The 17624-nt window shown below is 56.7% G+C and carries 16 protein-coding genes and 7 tRNA genes; 17 read left to right on the plus strand and 6 right to left on the minus strand.

Translation table 11 applies throughout. The annotated features are described in order from the left end of the window. Position 1: 1 nt before the first annotated feature. The 17 genes from M1136_06030 to amrA all read left to right on the plus strand — a co-directional run bounded on the left by M1136_06030 (position 2) and on the right by amrA (position 11800). Positions 2 to 778 carry a hypothetical protein gene (locus M1136_06030; protein MCL5075197.1) on the plus strand — a complete coding sequence of 259 codons (777 nt, stop codon included), beginning with the start codon at positions 2 to 4 and terminating at the stop codon, positions 776 to 778. A gap of 487 nt (positions 779 to 1265) precedes the next feature. After that, positions 1266 to 2129, plus strand: coding sequence for a DUF4349 domain-containing protein (locus M1136_06035; GenBank protein MCL5075198.1), 864 nt, complete (start codon positions 1266 to 1268; stop codon positions 2127 to 2129). Positions 2130 to 2236: 107 nt separating this feature from the next. Next, positions 2237 to 3622: a sugar ABC transporter substrate-binding protein gene (locus tag M1136_06040; GenBank protein MCL5075199.1), complete on the plus strand. Its 1386-nt coding sequence runs from the start codon at positions 2237 to 2239 to the stop codon at positions 3620 to 3622. Between the two features lie 321 nt (positions 3623 to 3943). Further along, positions 3944 to 4672 (plus strand): nucleoside phosphorylase, encoded by a 729-nt coding sequence (locus M1136_06045; GenBank protein MCL5075200.1) that lies wholly within the window; start codon positions 3944 to 3946, stop codon positions 4670 to 4672. A gap of 51 nt (positions 4673 to 4723) precedes the next feature. Then, positions 4724 to 5767, plus strand: a complete 1044-nt coding sequence (locus M1136_06050) for a s-methyl-5-thioribose-1-phosphate isomerase (protein ID MCL5075201.1) — start codon at positions 4724 to 4726, stop codon at positions 5765 to 5767. Positions 5768 to 5883: 116 nt separating this feature from the next. Next, complete coding sequence (locus M1136_06055; GenBank protein MCL5075202.1) at positions 5884 to 6816, plus strand: nucleoside hydrolase; 933 nt, start codon at positions 5884 to 5886, stop codon at positions 6814 to 6816. Positions 6817 to 7245: 429 nt separating this feature from the next. After that, positions 7246 to 7321 (plus strand) — tRNA-Phe (locus M1136_06060). Between the two features lie 35 nt (positions 7322 to 7356). Further along, positions 7357 to 7433 (plus strand) — tRNA-Trp (locus M1136_06065). Positions 7434 to 7443: 10 nt separating this feature from the next. After that, a tRNA-Leu gene (locus M1136_06070) sits at positions 7444 to 7530 on the plus strand. A 31-nt stretch (positions 7531 to 7561) separates the two neighbouring features. Beyond that, positions 7562 to 7637, plus strand: a tRNA-Cys gene (locus M1136_06075). A gap of 8 nt (positions 7638 to 7645) precedes the next feature. Beyond that, positions 7646 to 7734, plus strand: a tRNA-Leu gene (locus M1136_06080). Positions 7735 to 7760: 26 nt separating this feature from the next. Continuing rightward, a complete protein-coding gene (locus tag M1136_06085) occupies positions 7761 to 8033 on the plus strand; it encodes a hypothetical protein (GenBank protein ID MCL5075203.1) in 273 nt (90 codons plus the stop codon). 11 nt (positions 8034 to 8044) lie between these two features. Next, positions 8045 to 8118, plus strand: a tRNA-Gln gene (locus M1136_06090). Positions 8119 to 8166: 48 nt separating this feature from the next. Further along, entirely contained in the window at positions 8167 to 8487 is a 321-nt protein-coding gene (locus tag M1136_06095) for a hypothetical protein (protein ID MCL5075204.1), read from the plus strand. 7 nt (positions 8488 to 8494) lie between these two features. After that, positions 8495 to 8569: transfer RNA gene (locus tag M1136_06100), tRNA-Asn, on the plus strand. A 765-nt stretch (positions 8570 to 9334) separates the two neighbouring features. Then, the gene (amrS, locus tag M1136_06105) at positions 9335 to 10378 is read left to right on the plus strand and encodes an AmmeMemoRadiSam system radical SAM enzyme (protein ID MCL5075205.1); all 1044 of its coding nucleotides are present in this window, start codon (positions 9335 to 9337) and stop codon (positions 10376 to 10378) included. A 27-nt stretch (positions 10379 to 10405) separates the two neighbouring features. Continuing rightward, entirely contained in the window at positions 10406 to 11800 is a 1395-nt protein-coding gene (gene amrA / locus M1136_06110; protein MCL5075206.1) for an AmmeMemoRadiSam system protein A, read from the plus strand. Between the two features lie 80 nt (positions 11801 to 11880). On the opposite strand, the gene M1136_06115 is transcribed toward amrA, so the two are convergent. The 6 genes from M1136_06115 to M1136_06140 form a co-directional block, all read right to left on the minus strand. Beyond that, positions 11881 to 13164, minus strand: a complete 1284-nt coding sequence (locus M1136_06115) for a penicillin-binding protein activator (protein MCL5075207.1) — start codon at positions 13162 to 13164, stop codon at positions 11881 to 11883. Positions 13165 to 13673: 509 nt separating this feature from the next. Beyond that, on the minus strand, positions 13674 to 14378 hold the full coding sequence (locus tag M1136_06120; protein MCL5075208.1) for an ABC transporter ATP-binding protein: 705 nt from the start codon (positions 14376 to 14378) through the stop codon (positions 13674 to 13676). Then, on the minus strand, positions 14371 to 15141 hold the full coding sequence (locus M1136_06125) for an ABC transporter ATP-binding protein (GenBank protein MCL5075209.1): 771 nt from the start codon (positions 15139 to 15141) through the stop codon (positions 14371 to 14373). Before M1136_06125 ends, M1136_06120 begins: the two co-directional genes overlap by 8 nt. Then, on the minus strand, positions 15119 to 16153 hold the full coding sequence (locus tag M1136_06130) for a branched-chain amino acid ABC transporter permease (GenBank protein MCL5075210.1): 1035 nt from the start codon (positions 16151 to 16153) through the stop codon (positions 15119 to 15121). The genes M1136_06125 and M1136_06130 overlap by 23 nt, the downstream gene beginning before the upstream one ends. Further along, the gene (locus tag M1136_06135; GenBank protein MCL5075211.1) at positions 16150 to 17025 is read right to left on the minus strand and encodes a branched-chain amino acid ABC transporter permease; all 876 of its coding nucleotides are present in this window, start codon (positions 17023 to 17025) and stop codon (positions 16150 to 16152) included. The genes M1136_06130 and M1136_06135 overlap by 4 nt, the downstream gene beginning before the upstream one ends. 274 nt (positions 17026 to 17299) lie before the next feature. After that, positions 17300 to 17623, minus strand: a complete 324-nt coding sequence (locus tag M1136_06140; protein ID MCL5075212.1) for a 2Fe-2S iron-sulfur cluster-binding protein — start codon at positions 17621 to 17623, stop codon at positions 17300 to 17302. Position 17624 lies beyond the last annotated feature (1 nt).

Here is a 17624-nt window from a genome sequence, read left to right on the forward strand (position 1 = left end):
GATGAAATGGCATATTTATGGGATAAAAACTGACCATACAGTGGCCATAGACGCCAGCAGCGTGTTCCATTGCCAACTGAACGCCAAACTAAGAAGCGCCGCTTCGGATGGGACTCAAAGGATTGTGCTTCGTAACGTATACGGCCAGAGATACATTGGCACAGGCTTGGACAAACCAGTGGAGATCGAGATATTTGGCACCCCGGGCAACGACCTGGGGGCGTTTATGGACGGGCCCAGGATTGTTGTCCACGGCAACGCCCAGGATGGTTGCGGGAATACGATGAACAGCGGCGAGATAATCGTTCACGGTCATGCGGGAGATATTATCGGCCTATCAGCCCGGGGAGGCAAGATTTTTGTCCGCGAAGACGTGGGCTACAGAGCGGGCATCCACATGAAGGAATATGGAGAAAAGAGGCCGACCGTGGTTATCGGAGGTACCGCCCAGGACTTCCTGGGCGAATATATGGCGGGTGGCACCATAATCATTCTTGGCCTTAGCCTGAAGGCAGGCGAGTCGCATCGGGCCAGTTTCATTGGCACTGGGATGCACGGCGGCGTTATCTATTTGAGAGGCACCATCGCTGATTTCCAGTTGGGCAAAGAGGTAGGCATCGCTAATAAGCTGGAAGACGAGGATTACAAGATTCTTCGGCAATTTGTTGGTGAGTTTGCAGCTCATTTTGGCTACAACGCTGAAGAAATACTGAAACACCAGTTTATCAAGCTATTTCCTCGTTGGCTCAGACCCTATGGCAGGCTCTACGCTTATTGAGTAAGGCAGTTAGATATAATGGGCCAAGAAAACCTAAAGCGCTCAAACTTGGCGCCTATGGGTAAGAGATAAGGACACCCCAACCCAGCTCAGCGCACTCATAAGCGGAGAAAAGCAAGGAGATACAAGAGCTCAGGATCATCAGCTCTGGCAATCCTAAGGCTACTGCGATACAATCATCTTGAACCTGCTTCGCCTCCTTTACTTGGTTTACTCAACCACTAAAGCTACAGGGGGTGGCAGGTGCCCTTCAAGAGATCATCTCCCCTTCTAGCACCCCCTAAAAACTATCACGCTAAAAAAGTGTAGAGCCTCCTGTATTAGTGATATTGCGACTAAATAATAAAGCTTCTATAATACAAAGGAACAAACCAGGGCCAGTGTTCGTCTATATGGCGAGAGGCATCGCTACTTTCAGCGTGCCCTATAAGCCTTGCGGGGTGAAGAAGGGATTCCCCCCAAATACTGAGGGGTAAAGGAGGAAACGATGTCAAAAGTACTGGGTATCCTCGTTCTGGCCCTGTTAGTTGTGTCAGGAGCCTGCGCACCCGCAGCTCCTAAGCCAGAGGTGTCCCAGACGGAAGGGTACGCTCCATCTGGGGCGAAGGTCGCTCCGGCCCCACCGGCCCAAGCGAAGCCGGGTGAGCTTCCCTTATTCGGCGAGCGCATGATTGTCCGCACGGCTAATATGACCCTGATCGTTACTGATCCCACCGAGATAGCCGACAAGGTAACCGATCTGGCCAAGAGCGTTGGCGGTTACGTCTCCTCCTCTTCGACAAAAACGAATGAGGATAGGCCCTCTGTTACCATCACCATCCGTGTGCCAGCCAGCGCCTTCGATGAGGTCAGACGAGCCCTACGGGGGATGGCCAGCACGGTCAAGGCTGATGACGTCAGGAGTCAGGACGTGACTGAGGAGTACACTGACCTGGAGTCTCAGTTACGCAACCTGGAAGCGACTGAGGAACAATATCGGCAGCTGCTGAAGCAGGCCACGACTGTGGATGACATTTTGAAGGTCCAGCAGAGACTCTCAGAGGTGCGCGGGCAAATCGAGCGGGTGAAGGGGCGCAAGCTCTTCCTGGAGAGAACCGTGGAGATGTCGGCTATCACCATCGCACTGCTGCCTAAGGCGGCTGAGGTATCGCTGGAAGTAGCTGGCTGGCATCCCCTTACGACCGTACGCACGGCCCTGAGGGCACTTTTGCTGGCCCTCCAGGTCGTCAGCTATGTGGTAATTTGGCTGCTTATTGTGGTCTTGCCCCTCGGCCTCCTTATCGGTTTGCCCTCCTGGCTCGGCTGGCGAGAGTGGCGGCGGCGACGGGTGACCAGACCCAGCGCCAAATAGGTGCCGAAAGGTAGGTGAGGCTATGAGGTAAATGGGCCCGAAGTAGCCCCCTGGGGTAAGACTGTTGGCAGTTTATGTATGGTAGAGAACGAAACAAGGAGGTTCCAATGCGAAACAAGGTAGTAGCCATGGCTGTGACACTCGTCCTTCTTCTTGGTTTACTGGGGAGCGCTTGTGCCCCGGCCGCTGCCCCGACGCCAACGCCGACCAAGCCACCTGCCTCACCAGCGGCGACGCCAACTCCGCTGGCCGTCGCCACCCCTACGCCAGTGCCACCGACGCCCACCAAGCCAGCGGCGCCTGTTACCCTCCGCTTCCTGGCCGTGACCGGGGAACCAAGGAATACCACTCATAAGGCCTTTATCAAGATGTTCGAGGAGAAACATCCGAACATCAAGGTGGAGTACGAGACGGTGCCCTTCATGGAGTTCTTCCGCAAGATCGCCGTCTCCCTGGCTTCCGGAACCCCCCACGATGTGATCGACGCCGATGGACCGAACATCAAGGGCTATGCCTATGCTGGCTCCATCATCCCCCTGGACGACATCTACACCAAGGAGGATATGGCTGACTTCGTCGAGGCCTCGGTGAGGGAGGGATCCTGGCAGGGCAAATTATACGCTGGGCCGTACATCCAGTCCTCCATCCTCATCTTCTACAATACCAAGATGTTCGATGAGGCGGGCATTAAGCCACCGAAGACCCTGGAGGAGGCCTGGACCTGGCCCCAGTTCGCTGAGGCCCTGCGCAAGGTCGTCGGTCCTATCCCTCCTGATGGCGTCCCCAAGGTCTGGGGGTTGGTAACACGCAGCCTGGGGACGGACTATGACTGGATACCCATGGTTCGTTCCAACGATAAGCCGGGCACGCCCACCTTTCTGGGGATGAGCCCTGATGGCACCAAGGTGACTGGCTACATAGACACGCCGCAGGCGCTGGAGGCCTTCCAGTTCATGTCCGACTTCCACAACAAGTGGAAGCTCTCCCCTCAGGCGACAGTTCCTGAGGCCTTCGAGACCGGCAAGGCAGCCACCTTTATGGTTCCTGAGGTCATCCGAGCGACCTTCGGGAAGTATCCAGACCTGAAATGGTCGATCACACCCTTGCCCTACTTCAAGACCCCCATCACCCATACGGGCGCCTTTATGTACACGGTCACTGCGGGGAGCAAGCATCAGAAGGAGGCCAAGGAGTTCATCAAGTTTCTGACCAGCAAGGAGCTGGCCGTCCAGAAGTACAACATGTTGAAGACCCCGCCGGCGCGCAAATCGGTGTATGCCCAGATATCTGAGTATCAGACCTTCCCCATCAACATCTCCTATCTGGAGCTGGTCAAGTGGGGACACGCGCGTCCAGAGACGCCTGGCTACACTGAGTATGCCACTTTACTAAAAGAGGCTTTGGCTGACATCATCAAGGGGATGCCGGTGGAGCGGACGATCAAAACAGCAGCGACTAAGATCGACGCTGAGCTGAAGAAGTACGCCAAGTAAGATAGGGGCACAGGCATCTTACCTGTCCTCTAAGGGAGGCGCAGGCTGGAAGCCTGCACCTCCATCCTTGCCTGTGGGGGAGTAGGGGCACGGTTCCCGTGCCCTCATTAATGGACAAGTCCATACCAGAGGGCGAGGCGACCTCGCCCCTACGGTTTTCGGTGATCACAATCCAGAAAGGGATCGCCCCTTCTTGGAATCCTTCGAAGAAGGACAGGGCTCCACCTCGAAGAGTCTTCGACCTAGTCCCCAATTCCCTCTTCTCCCGAAGGCGGGAGGAGGGGGAATGAGGGTTCAAAATCTTAATTTGAGGTGATTACAATGCTAGAAAAACTAAGACCTATCCCTATTCATCCCTATGCCCTCGTCTGTGGTGACCCGGCCAGGGCAGAGAAGATCGCCCAGAAATTCGACGAGCATCAGCTGGTCCTCGACTACCGAGGCTATCTCGTCTTCAATGGCACAGCCTCTGGAGCGCCTATTACCGTCGCTGCCCACGGCGTGGGAGCAGCAGGGGCCGCTGGCGTCTTCGAATCGCTCATTCGTTGCGGCGTGAAGACGCTCATTCGGGTGGGCACGGCCGGCTCCCTAAGGGAAGATATCGTTGATGGCGACCTGGTCATCGCTACGGCAGCCGTACGCGAGGAGGGAGTCACCCCCCAACTGGTGCCCCTCTCCTATCCCGCCGTGGCCGATATCGACGTCGTCAAAGCCCTCCAACAGGCAGCCAAGGCAAGAAAGGTCAAACACGCGGTGGGCATCGTGCAAACCCGTGGGCCATTCTTCCCTGGGGTTTTGCCCTTCCAAAACCAGTTGATGTCCCAGGCCGGCGCGGTGGCCACAGAGATGGAATGCGCGGCCCTCTTCATCATCGCTAGCCTACACCGCGCCCGCGCCGGAGCTATCCTGGCCATCGACGGTATGGCCATCGGCCGCTCCGATCCAGAGGCCTACAATCCCCACCGACCAGTCGTTTGGGAGGCCGTCGATAGAGAGATCGATATTGCCATCGAGGCCATCTGCACCCTCGCTAAGCAGGACAAGGCTTAGGCCAGGTTCGGTGGTCCTTAAGCAGACTGATTACAAGAAAAAGGAGCAAAGATGAGTGTAGCCAAAGAGGGGATACCCCTCCTCTTACATCCGGACAACTGGATTCGCCTGGAACAAAATGGCGTGGCCCTGCTGGATAGACGACAGCTGCCCCGCAAGGTCACCTTCCTCCGCTGCCGAGACTATGAGGAGGTGTCCAAGGCCATCGAGGATATGGTCGTCCAGGGAGCAGGAGACCTGGCCATAACGGCCGGCTATGGACTGCTCCTGACAGCCATGCAAGCCCGAGAGTGCCGTAAGGAGTCGCAGGGCCAAGCCCTGCGCCAGGCCGCTTCCCGACTCAGACAGACGAGACCAACCGGTTCCTACCTCTTCGATATGTTGGATAATCTCCTGGGTCAGGGACTGGAGGCCTTAGAGCGCGGCCAGGAGGCCGCTGAGGCCATCCAGTCTGCTCTGCGCCAGGCTATCAATAGCAAGGACGAGCTCGCCCGCAAGACAGGAGAGCATGCCGAAACCCTCTTAGAGGATGGGGATTTGCTTATGACTCACTGCTTCGCTGGAGCCGGTCTGCTCTACATGCTGAAGTTTGCCCAAGAAAAGGGCAAAAGCCTTAAGGCGATAGCTACGGAGACCCGTCCCTACCTCCAGGGTCAGCGTCTGACCTCGTTCTCCATCAACCAGCTGGGCATCCCGGTGACCCTCATCACCGACGGTATGGCGGCGTATTGCATGTCCCGGGGTATGGTGCAGAAGGTCTTCGCCGCAGCCGATCGCATCGCCATGGATGGTTCAGTGGCCAACAAGGTGGGTACCTTCCAGCTGGCCCTGGCCGCTCACTTTCACGGCATACCGTTCTACATCCTGGGCTACCGCGGACCGGCCCGTGATACACCCAGGGGAGAGGACATCCCGATTGAAGAGAGGGACCCGGAGGAGGTGCTGTCGTTTGGTGGGGAAAGGATCGCTGCCGATGGCGTCGCGGGCTACTACCCAGCCTTCGACGTCACACCCCCCAGATTGATCAGTGGAATAGTTACCAATAGAGGTATCTTCCCGGCCCACCTCATTCGAGAGTATTATAAAGTGGGCTGATCTTCAGCGAGGTTTACTTATTGCTGGAGCCTACATATGGCGCGCCAGATGCAGGCTCCAGCCTTACGATTCTGTACAACTGCTGGGAGCCGAAAATAGCGAAAGGAGGACAAACTATGCCCCAGAAAGTTATCATTGACTGTGATCCAGGCCACGACGATGCCCTCGCTCTCCTTCTGGCCTTTGCCCGCCCGGAGCTGGCCGTGGCCGCCGTCACCACTGTGGCCGGCAATCAGACCGTGGACAAAACCTTCATGAACGCCCTTAAGGTTCTCAGTTACGCTGGGATCCGCAATGTTCCGGTGGCCCGTGGTATGGACCGTCCCCTCGTACGCCCTCTGGTCACCGCCCCGCACGTCCATGGCGAGAGTGGACTGGAGGGTCCTATCCTCCCCACACCAACCATAGAGCCGTCGCCCCTGCATGCCGTTGACCTTATCATCAAGACCATCCTAGAGAGTCAGGAGAAGGTCACCCTGATCCCCACCGGGCCACTGACCAATGTAGCTATGGCCCTCCTCCAAGAACCCAAAATCAAGGATAACGTAAAAGAGATCGTGCTCATGGGCGGGGCCATCATGGAAGGCAACATCACTCCGGCGGCAGAGTTCAACATCTTTGTTGACCCAGAGGCGGCCAGCGTCGTCTTCAACTGCGGGCTTCCTCTCACCATGGTAGGGTTGGATGTTACACATAAAGCCATCGTCACCCACCAGCATGCGCAGGATATGAGGGCCATGGGCAAGAAGGTGGCGACGATGGTCGCTGATCTGCTGGACTTTTACGGTCGTTTTCACGATAAGGTCTACAATTTTGGTGGCTCACCCATTCACGATGCGGTGGCCGTGGCGCAGGTGATTCGGCCGGGGATAGTGAGGACTGAGAAATATCACGTGGATGTGGAGACCAGGGGTGAATTTACGGCCGGACGCACTGTTGTAGACCTCCGGCGGGTCACAGAGAAGGAGCCCAACGTAGATGTGGGTGTAGACCTGGATAGAGAGGCTTTCTTGCGCATGCTCTTTGAGGCTATACGCCAGTACGATTGAGCAGGGGCGTTCAATTGAACGCCCCAACAAGACAAAATCTCCCCTCCCGCAGGGAATAGTCCAGGAGGTGGTCCCCTCCTGGGGCTCCGCCTCGAAGAGTCTTCGACCTAGGCCCTATTTCCCCCTTCTCCCGCTACCGCAAGGGGAATAGGGATAGTCCGGAAGGGGGCAAACCCCCTTCTGAGAGGGTTCTAGGGACCTGCCCTAGCCTATATATCCCCCTTCTCCTGGAGGGAGAAGGGGGCAGGGGGATGAGGGTATCCAAACGAGGGTTCTAGGGCGGAGCCCTAGAACCCAATCCCCCCTTTCCCGCCTTGCTGGAGAGGGGGTCAGGTGGTGAGGGCGTCTTCTCCTAACGCTTGCGTTAGAAGCAGCAAATATGGTAAAATCACGGTGGCGGAGATAAGGGGTACGTTGGCAAGTAGAGTTGCCGAGGTAGCTCAGTTGGTAGAGCACGTGACTGAAAATCACGGTGTCGGCAGTTCGATTCTGCCCCTCGGCACCAGCCTGGGGATTGGGGCAGAGAGCGGTCCCTGGGATAGGAGTGTAGCTCAGTATGGTAGAGCGACGGTCTCCAAAACCGTTGGTCGGGGGTTCGAGTCCCTCCACTCCTGCCAGGAAGGATATGCGGGTGTGGCGGAATTAGGCAGACGCGCCAGCTTGAGGGGCTGTTGGGAGCCAACTCCCGTGGAGGTTCAAGTCCTCTCACCCGCACCGAGTGCCGAGGGCTAGCCCTCGGTCCAGCGGCGACGTGGCCAAGTGGTTAAGGCGGAGGTCTGCAAAACCTCTATCCAGCGGTTCGAATCCGCTCGTCGCCTCCAAGGGGCGCGCCGAAGTGGCGGAACAGGCAGACGCGTCAGTCTCAAAAACTGATGGAGGGCGACCTCCGTGTCGGTTCGATCCCGACCTTCGGCACCAGGCGCTCGGAGGAAGAGGAGGGCAAAATGAAGAAGGGTTCCTTTTTGAGGGGTATACTGACCGGCTTAGTAGCCATAGCTTGGCTGGTGGGCTTGAGGTGGCTGATCAAACAGGGCAAGGTGAAGGCTGTAGGGACCTTTTTGGGCCTACCCTACGACTTGCGCTGCCCCACCTGGAGCGTAATTAAAGAGCGCATGTGGAACCCGGCAGACCCCCACATCCTCACGCCCCATATCTGTGGCTGGGGTTGGTCAATCAACCTCCACGCTCTGGGACGCAAGCTAGGGGTGTTAAGTTAGGTTAGAAGCTCTGCCGAGTGGTGTAATGGTAACACGCCAGACTTTGGATCTGTTGTTCCAGGTTCGAGTCCTGGCTCGGCAGCCAGAAAGGGTGAGAAGTCCCCTATCGGCTAGAGGAGGTAATCAGTAGGCAGTGGGCATTCTGCGCATAGGTGCTATCAGCTTTGTTCAGGCCTTAGCCCTGGCCCTATACTGTTGGGCGGTGGCCTGGTTGCTGTTCAGCCAGGGAGCAGCGCTAGCCCAGATGGGTCCGACGGTGGGGATGATTTTCTTTCTGTTGCTCTTTGTGATCTCGGCCATCATCAGCGCCTCTCTTGTCCTGGGGTACCCCGGCTATCTCGTGTGGGCCAAGCGGGTAGGGCAGGGATTGAAGATTTTAGCCTTGACGGTGGCCTGGCTGGTTTTATTCCTGGCCCTGATTGGCGTGGGGCGTGTCTTCGAGCTAAAATTGTGATTCATCTTCCCCGATAGCTCAACGGTAGAGCGGGCGGCTGTTAACCGCTAGGCTGTAGGTTCGAATCCTGCTCGGGGAGCCATTTCCCCCAAATCCCGAACTTTTCGTGGAGTGGTTAACACTCGCGGGGTTCGGCACATTCGGGAGTTGGTAGAGGGCGATCCGCACGCGGTACCACCGGGTGCGGATTCTTGTTGTGAAGGCCCTCGCTCCGGCCATCTTGGCCGCCTCGACCGGCGGCTCCTGGGACGCCTCCCGCTCCGGCTCGAAGGGCCAGACCACCACCTCCCGCACCAGTAGCTGGAAGAGCTCCTTCTGGTCCTCCAAGGGCAGCAGGCTGACCTGGGCGACCACTTCCGGTTCGCCGCAAACTGTACGGCTCTATTAGCCTGATGCTCCCTGGATAGCCGAGTTCCACGCAAAGATGGTTGGCGGCCGCAAACCAAACCGATTCCAGGGGTATGCCCTGTCCCCACCTGGGGTCTGAGCCGAGGCCCCCCAGCACCTACCCGATGACGTAGTCTTTCTCTACCACATCCTCATGGAGGCCCCACTCCAGTACTCTTTCGTTCAGATCGGCCCGGCTTATCAACTGGCAACTCCTTCAGCTCTTAGCGCGGCATTCACGCGTAAGTTCCAACGCCGGAGGATCCGTCCTCGAGCGGGCAAGGTCGGATCGACGAGACTGATGCCGGAACTCATCTCCTTCGATGATCTCACGGGGGTATAGGCATCGACGATGATCGCAATTAGATGAGTGAATACGGTTGCCTTTAATATCGCGCCCTGCGGTGGTACAATGTAAGTAAGGTTGTTCATTGAGCCAAGGTATCTTGAGGGGGACGACGTGCAGGAAGCGATGCTGTACGACAAGCTGGCGAACGGGTGGGTGCAATGTCACATCTGCCAGTGGCGCTGTAAGGTCGCTCCTGGCAAGGTTGGCTATTGTAAAACGCGGTTGAATCGTGATGGTGTCCTCTATACCCTAATCTATAACCAAACCTCCTCCATCGCCATCGACCCCATCGAAAAAAAGCCGCTTTTTCATTTCTATCCAGCCAGCCAGGCGCTCTCCCTGGGAACGTGGGGTTGTAACTTCCGTTGTGAGCACTGCCAGAATTGGCACATCTCTTATGCCGAGCATAACGGGCTCAGTCCGCTTCTTGAGGGGCGGCGGATACAAGGCGAGGAGCTATCGGCGTCTCGATCCGTGGCCTTGGCCAAGCGCCATCGCTGTGGTGGTATCTCCTGGACGTATAACGAGCCGACCATCTGGTTTGAATATACCCTTGAGGGGGCTAAACTGGCTAAAGCCGATGGGTTATATACCGTTTATGTGACGAATGGTTACATAACGCCTGAGGCGCTGGATACCATTGGCCCCTACCTGGATGCTTTTCGGGCTGATTTCAAGGGTTTCACCGATGATTTTTACCGCCAGGTTTGCCATCTCCGCCGCTGGCGGGGCATCCTTGAAGTCACCTTGCGGGCTAAGGATAAGTGGAACATGCATATCGAGGTAATAACTAATGTTATCCCCGGTTACAACGATGATGCTGAGCAGCTGAGGGCGCTGGCCGTTTGGGTAAAGGATAACCTGGGCGCGAATACCCCTTGGCACGTCACTCGTTTCTATCCTCACGCCAGGATGACGCACGTGCCACCAACGCCCCTGGCCACTCTCCAACGGGCGCGCCGCATCGGGCTGGAGGCGGGCTTGCATTTTGTCTACCTGGGTAATGTCCCGGGGGCGGAGGGTGAAAGTACGCATTGTTACAGTTGCCAAAATCTGGTTATCCAACGGTCGGGTTATCATACGCAGGTGCTGGCGGTGGAGAAGGGGGGCAAATGTCGCTATTGCGGAGCTGATTTGAACGTGAGGGGGGTTTAATGGCCTCCCTGGAATGGAGGTGGTAACATGTCTGGTATCGTTTTTGGTTGTGCCGTGCCTCATCCACCGATTATCATTCCGGAGATTGGGCGGGGGGAGCTGCGTCGGGTGGAAGCAACGACGAAGGCGTTGAAAGAGTTAGCCCGTGACATGGCGGGGGCCACACCGCAATCCATCGTCATCATCAGCCCGCACGGTCCGACTCAACAGCGCGGTATGGGTATAGTCGCGGCGCCCTCGTTCGAGGGTGATTTCAGTCACTTTGGGGTCAGCTCGGTCGCTCTTTCTTTCCAGAATGATCTACCCCTGGCCACGGCTATTAAAGAGGAAGCTGAGGCAGCCGGAGTACCGGTTGTTTTGATCAGCGAAGGGCGTTTCGCCTACAGTGCAGACTGGGGCGTGCTCGTCCCCATGTACTACCTGAGGGAGGGCCTTCCCGACCTACCGGTCGTCCCACTCACCTTCTCCTGGCTCTCTTATGAAAAACACTTCCTCTTCGGTCAGGCTATTCAGAAGGCAGCAGAGAGGACGGGAAAGCGGGTCGCTCTGGTGGCCAGTGGTGATCTATCTCATCGTCTTTTGCCCAGTGCGCCGGCTGGCTATGATCCAATGGGGAAGGTCTTCGACCAGAAAGTAGTTGAGGCGATGGAGAAAGCCGATGCCCAGACCTTGATGCACCTGGAGGGGGAGCTGGTAGAACGCGCTGGGGAGTGTGGGCTGCGTTCGTTTATCATTCTGATGGGCAGTTTGGATGGATTAAGGGTGAAATCACGCCTTCTCTCTTACGAAGGGCCCTTCGGGGTTGGCTATATGGTGGCTGCATACACGGTTGATGGTAAAGAGATAGCTGGCCAGGGGGATCAAAATGAGCAGCAAGGGCAGCCTACCCCTGGCGGTGCCTCTGGAGCAGTGACAGTGCACCCTTTGGTTCGATTGGCTAAACAGGCCGTGGAGGCTTACGTTCGAGAGGGGCGGGTCATCCCACCGCCGAAGGGGTTGACGCCGGAGATGCAAGAGAGAGCCGGCGTCTTTGTGTCGCTCAAGAAGTTTGGTGAGCTGCGGGGTTGCATCGGCACCTTTGAGCCGACCCAGCCCAACGTGGCCATGGAGATCATTCACAATGCGATCAGTTCGGCCACGCGGGATCCTCGCTTTCTGCCAGTAGAACCTGCGGAGCTGGGAGATGTCGTCTATAGTGTCGATGTCCTGACCAAGCCGGAGCGGGTAAAGGGTCTGCAGGAGCTGGATCCTAAGAGATATGGGGTTATCGTTCAGGCCGGACGGCGACGTGGGCTCCTTCTGCCTGATTTAGAGGGGGTAAACACTGTTGAGCAACAGCTAGATATTGCCCGCCGTAAGGCGGGCATAGCTGCGGCTGAGCCAGTGCAGCTCTATCGCTTTGAGGTCAAGCGTTATCATTGAGTAGGTCTTGGGTGGGGGGCGCAGAGCGCCCCCCACCCAAGACGAGGCCCTGAATGACACCCGCGAACCTAATCTCCAGTCTACTTCAGTTCCACGTAGGTTGGCTTGCCATCCTTGACCTGGGCCACTAAGATGTTTGGTTTGCTCTGACCGTTCTGGTCGAATTTGACGTGCCCAGTGATGCCATCTAACTCAACCTGACGCATCGCATCGCGGATCTTCAGCGGGTCCAGGCTACCAGCCTTTTCGATGGCTTTAGCGATCACCTTGATGCCATCCCAACCACGGCTACTCTCCGCAGCACCGATCCAGGCCTGTCCTGATTTCTTGTACTCCTCGATGAAGTACTTCGCATCCTCAACATTGCCGGCCGTTTGGGGGGCGAAGGGCAGGAAGAACTGAATAACATAGATCCCTTCGGCCGCCTTCGCCCCAGCCAGCTCGATGATGGACTCCACGGGAGCGCTTCCCCCTGTGACTATGATGGGGATCTTCAAGCCAAGTTCGGTGCGCTGCTGGGCGATCTTGGCCATCTGTCCGGCATCGGTGGTCACAATCATAGAATCAGCCGCGGAGCCCTTGATCTTGGTCAGCTGGGGATAAATGTCAACGGCGGCCTGGTCCATATACTCAGCCCCTACTACCTCACCGCCCTGGCGCTTAACCACCTCGGAGAAAGCGGTGACGGCGCCACGACCCCAGTCGTTATTGACGGCCAGGAAGTATACCTTCTTGAAGCCGAGCTTCTTCACCAGAGCGTTTTCGACGCCCAATGCCTCCAGCTCACTCGTGGGGCTGATGCGGGATACCCAATCGCTCCCCGGCGTGGCCGGTTGAGTGATCTTGATCGAGCTTGAGGTCTCCACCAGCATAGGGATGCCGTACTTTTTCAGGACGGGCATCACGGCAAGCGTCACCGAGCTGCCCCAACAGCCCATGATCACCGGTACCTTATCCCTGGTGATGATCTTCTCAGCGGCATTGACGCCCTCAGCAGGGTCGTTCTTGGTATCCTCGATGACCAACTGGATTGGGCGCCCCAGTACACCACCGGTAGCGTTGATCTTCGCCGCGGCGATCTTAGCGCCGGTGGCCACATAGTTGCCGGAGGCGGCTACAGGTCCACTCAGTGGTTCAAGGACGCCTATCTTGATTGGTTCAGCGGCCGCCTTGGTTGGTGTGGGAGCGGGCGCCGGTGTGGGGGCCGCCTTGGTTGGCGTAGGCACCGCCGCAGCCACCGTAGGGGTCGGAGCGGGCTTAGTGGGAGTGGGTGTTGGTGGCGCTGCCGGTGCACAACCAACGATGAAGGCGCTAACTAAGGCGATTATCGTCATCAGACTCAGAAACAGGTGTAACCTTTTCATCTCCACCATACCTCCTTGAAGAATTTAGCCCAACGGGCTGATCTTGTCTAACTGCACTCCATCTCTGTCCAAGAAATTCGCCTAACCTACGGGTACCTCTGCTCGATTGGAAGTCCACTTAGCCTTTGCTTTGAACCACCTCCTTCCATTTGGATTGATGCCCTCATCCCCCCTTCCCCCTTCTCCCAAAGCGGGAGAAGGGGGGAATTGGGTCCTAGGGCGGAGCCCTAGGACCCTCCCAGAAGGGGGTCATCCCCCTTCTGGACTACCCCCTGCTCCAGGAGGGTTATGGGCTAGGTCGAAGACTCTTCGAGGCGGAGCCCTATCCTTCTTCGAAGGACCCCCAGAAGGGTGGTCCCTCCTTGACCTCCCCATATCTGGCAGGAGAGGGGGATAGAGGTTTGGGGACACCCCAAACCCCAGCAGAGGGGGCTCTGTCCCTCTCTGCACACCCCATCGCCTCTACAATCTCCTTGACCTCCCGGCGGGAGAGGGGGCGCTAGCCAGCCTTATCCCCCCAGGTAAGCTTTTTTAACGTGCTCGTTCTCTAGGAGATCTTTAGCCTGGCCATGCAAGGCGACGGTCCCTGTCTCCAACACATAACCCCGATCGGCCATGCTAAGGGCCAGGCGGGCGTTCTGTTCCACCAGCAGAACTGTTGTCCCCTGCCGGTGAATATCTAGGATGATTTTGGCCACTGTTTCCACCAAGAAAGGGGCCAGCCCCAGCGATGGCTCGTCAAACATCATGAGCTTCGGCCTGGACATGAGAGCCCGTCCAATAGCCAGCATCTGCTGTTCACCGCCACTCAAGGTACCGGCCAGCTGACTTCTGCGCTCGGCCAGACGAGGGAAGAGAGTGAAGACCCGCTCCAAATCCTGCCTTATCTCCTGCCTATCATGGCGAACGTAAGCACCCATCTCCAGATTCTCCAGCACAGTCATATCTGGGAAGACCCTTCTCCCCTCCGGGCAATGGGCGATGCCCAGACGAAGGATAGCGTTAGGTGATAGTCCATCTATGCGCTTTCTGAGGAACTCTATGTTGCCTGTAGCTGGGGTGATGAGCCCGGAAATGGTCTTTAAGGTTGTCGTTTTGCCCGCGCCATTGGCCCCGACTAGGGTGACCAATTCACCCTGCTGTACCTCGAGGGAGAGTCCGCGCAACGCCTGGACGTGTCCATAGTAGGTATCGATGCTGTCTACCTTAAGCACTGTAGGTCCCCCTGCCTAGATAGGCCTCGATCACAGCTTCGTTCCTCTGTATCTCTTTAGGGGTTCCGTCGGCGATCTTCTTGCCATAGTTCAATACAATGATGCGATCTGATATGCCCATAACGAATTTCATATCGTGTTCCACAAGGAGTACATTTATACCACTGTCGCGAATCCGGCTCACGAGCCCTGTCAATCGTTCCTTCTCCACCGGGTTCATGCCTGCTCCTGGCTCATCGAGCAGTAACATTTCTGGCTCCGCGGCCAGGGCGATGGACAGCTCCAGTAACCGCTGCTCACCGTAGGGCAGATTCTTGGCCAGTTCATTCTGATGATGAGTCAATTGGGTAAACTCCAGCACCTCCAGCGCTTTCCGCCTGGCACGCTGCTCTTCCGCCTGGATAGCCCTCGTGTTACACAGAGCACCCCAGAAGCCACAGGTCAGTTTGCGGTGACATCCAATGATCACGTTCTCCAGAACAGTGGCCTCGGCGAATACGGAGGTCCTTTGGAAGGTACGGACAATGCCCATATTCGCAATCTGATGAGGCTTCATCCCGGTTATGTCTCGGTCCTTATAGAATACCCGGCCGCTTGTCGGTGTCAGGAAGCCAGTTATGAGGTTGAAAGCTGTCGTCTTACCGGCACCGTTAGGGCCGATCATGCTCAGGATCTCCCTATCGCCTACTTCGAAGCTCACCCCATCGACCGCCGCCAGTCCCCCAAAGTAAACGGTTAAATTATCGACTTTCAGAGAGATCAATTTCTTCCTTTCTGCGGCTTGAACTCTTTCTATAATCCAGACCAGCCGTCACATTCCGGACGGCCAGGCGCCCTCGTTTTAGAAGCCCACCAAGGGCGGGGACGATCCCTTGGGGCATGAAAATGATCGCTAAAATTAGGAGGAGACCGTAGGATATCATGCGGTAGGCGGCTACGGCCCGCAGCAGTTCCGGCAAAATGGTGAAGGCTACCGCACCGACGACTGGCCCCAGGAGCGTGCCCGCCCCACCGACGATGGTCATAATCACTATCGTGACCGTGTAGGGAAAACTGAAGAGATCCGGGCTGAGGAAGGTCACGTAATGAGCGTAGAAGCTACCGGCCAAACCAGCAAAGAAGGTGGCTACAACGACGGATAAAAGAGAGTATTGGAAAGCACTGATGCCGATAGACTCAGCCAGGCTCTCATTCTGGTTGATGGCCGCAAACGCCCGGCCCAGGCGCGAGTTGAACATGCGGTGGGCAACGTAGAGGGTGATCAAGACCAGGGCCAGGATTAGATAGTAGTAAGGGGTTCTCCCTCGGAAATGTGTATCCAGTAAGTAAGGAATATGTAGGCTCGGCGGCGCCACTCCAGCCAGTCCCATCGGCCCACCAGTCAAATCAATCCAGTTGAGGCAAATCAGATGCATGACCTCGGCGAACCCGATAGTTACCAGGACAAAGTAGGCGCCTCTCATCTTGAGGCTGATCAGGCCAATGGCGTAACCCACTGAGGCAGAGACTAAACCAGCGGCCGGCAGTCCGATCCAGAAGGGTATCCCCAATTTGACCGATAGCAAACCGGAGGTGAAGGCCCCCAGCCCAAAGAAGGCCGTATGGCCAAGGTTTAGTTGCCCCACAGCGAGAATGATGTTCAAACTGGAAGCCAGGATGACGAAGATGCCAGACATAACCAGTATGTGGATAAAGTACTCGTCCTTGACTATGAGAGGAGCCAGGATAAGGATGGCTAAGATGACGCCTAGGGGCCAATTCTTTAAATAGCTCATCCGACTCGACTCACCCTTCCAAATAGCCCGGCTGGCCTGAATGTGAGCACCAGGATGATGGCGATAAAACCGATAGCATCTTTATAGCCTGAGGAAATGTAGCCCGCTCCAAGGCTCTCGGCTACGCCCAGGATCAGCCCGGCCGCAATGGCCCCAGGAAAGTTACCCAGTCCGGCCATGATAACTACGGCGAAGGCCTTCATTGCAGCCAGTTCTCCCATAGTAGGAAAGACCAAGAAAAGGGGTCCCAAGAGGGCCCCAGCGGCAGCGGCCAGCCCGGCTCCGATGGCGAAGGTGAGCCCATAGATCACATCAATGTTCACTCCCAATAGGGCCGCTGTCTCTCGGTCCTGGAACGTCGCCCGCATGGCCTTGCCCATCCTGGTTTTCTGGAGGAATAGATGTACTCCCAAGATAAGAGCGAAAGTAACGACCATGATGAATAAGCGGATTGGCGTGACGTAGATGGGACCAAGAACGATCGGCGAAGGGGAGAAGGGATCGGGGATCGGTTTGGGCGTACCACCCCAGATCAGGAGGGCCAGATTCTGAAAGAAAACCGATAGTCCGATTGTAGCCAGCATCGGGATGAAGATCACCTGCGCCCGCAGCGGCCGCAGAACCAGCCTCTCGCTCACTGCTCCCAGGATCATCAGGGCCAGGATGGCCAAGGGAAGGGCCAGAAAGAAATTTATGCCTGACATAATGTTGAAGAGGAAGATAGCGTACGCGCCGAGCATATAGAGCTCGCCATGAGCGAAATTGACCACGTTCATGATACCGAAGATCAGGGTCAGACCGACGCCCATCAAGGCGTAGATGCCACCGATGATCAGTCCGTTGACAATATGCTGTGGTAGTTCGGTTAGCATAGAACCTTCCTATCTAGTATTAAGCCCTCATCCCCCTGCCCCCTTCTCCCTGGAAGGGAGAAGGGGGGGTATGGGCTAGGGCGGAGCCCTAGGACCCTCCCAGAAGGGGGGCATCCCCCTTCTGGACTACCCCCTTATTCCTGTGGAAGAAGGGGGGGAACAGAAAATGTAGGAGCGGGGCTTGCCCCTGCCCCATCTGGGGCAACCCTCGTGGTTGCCCCTTCGAAGGACTCCCAGAAAGGGTCATCCCCCTTCTGGACTACCCCCTTGCTTCTCACTTATCACCAGGTAAAGTTTCTACCACCAGATCCCGGATGACCGTTCCCTTCTTTGGTTCCAGGGTAACGTCGTCTTCAATGACGGCCGTGCAGGCCAACCTGGTGCGACCATCCACCTTAATATGACAGCCAGCACACTTACCGATTCGACACGAGGAGTAAAACGCCAGGCTGCGATCCAGGTTCTCATAGATGTAGCGCAGCGCACTCAGGACTGTTGTGCCCTTGGAATACGGAATCTCATATTCTTGATAATAAGGCTCCTTATCTGCGGAGGGATCAAATCGCTGCACTACAATTTTGCTGTTCGCTTTTTCCACA

The organism is Chloroflexota bacterium (genome assembly GCA_023475225.1).
GTDB lineage: Bacteria > Chloroflexota > UBA6077 > FW602-bin22 > JAMCVK01 > JAMCVK01.

Bases quoted from the DNA above. Each gene is read 5' to 3' on its own strand.
- M1136_06030 (MCL5075197.1), top strand. From the start codon at position 2: ATGAAATGGCATATTTATGGGATAAAAACTGACCATACAGTGGCCATA.
- M1136_06035 (MCL5075198.1), top strand. From the start codon at position 1,266: ATGTCAAAAGTACTGGGTATCCTCGTTCTGGCCCTGTTAGTTGTGTCA.
- M1136_06040 (MCL5075199.1), top strand. From the start codon at position 2,237: ATGCGAAACAAGGTAGTAGCCATGGCTGTGACACTCGTCCTTCTTCTT.
- M1136_06045 (MCL5075200.1), top strand. From the start codon at position 3,944: ATGCTAGAAAAACTAAGACCTATCCCTATTCATCCCTATGCCCTCGTC.
- M1136_06050 (MCL5075201.1), top strand. From the start codon at position 4,724: ATGAGTGTAGCCAAAGAGGGGATACCCCTCCTCTTACATCCGGACAAC.
- M1136_06055 (MCL5075202.1), top strand. From the start codon at position 5,884: ATGCCCCAGAAAGTTATCATTGACTGTGATCCAGGCCACGACGATGCC.
- M1136_06085 (MCL5075203.1), top strand. From the start codon at position 7,761: ATGAAGAAGGGTTCCTTTTTGAGGGGTATACTGACCGGCTTAGTAGCC.
- amrA (MCL5075206.1), top strand. From the start codon at position 10,406: ATGTCTGGTATCGTTTTTGGTTGTGCCGTGCCTCATCCACCGATTATC.
- M1136_06115 (MCL5075207.1), bottom strand. From the start codon at position 13,164: ATGAAAAGGTTACACCTGTTTCTGAGTCTGATGACGATAATCGCCTTA.
- M1136_06130 (MCL5075210.1), bottom strand. From the start codon at position 16,153: ATGAGCTATTTAAAGAATTGGCCCCTAGGCGTCATCTTAGCCATCCTT.
- M1136_06135 (MCL5075211.1), bottom strand. From the start codon at position 17,025: ATGCTAACCGAACTACCACAGCATATTGTCAACGGACTGATCATCGGT.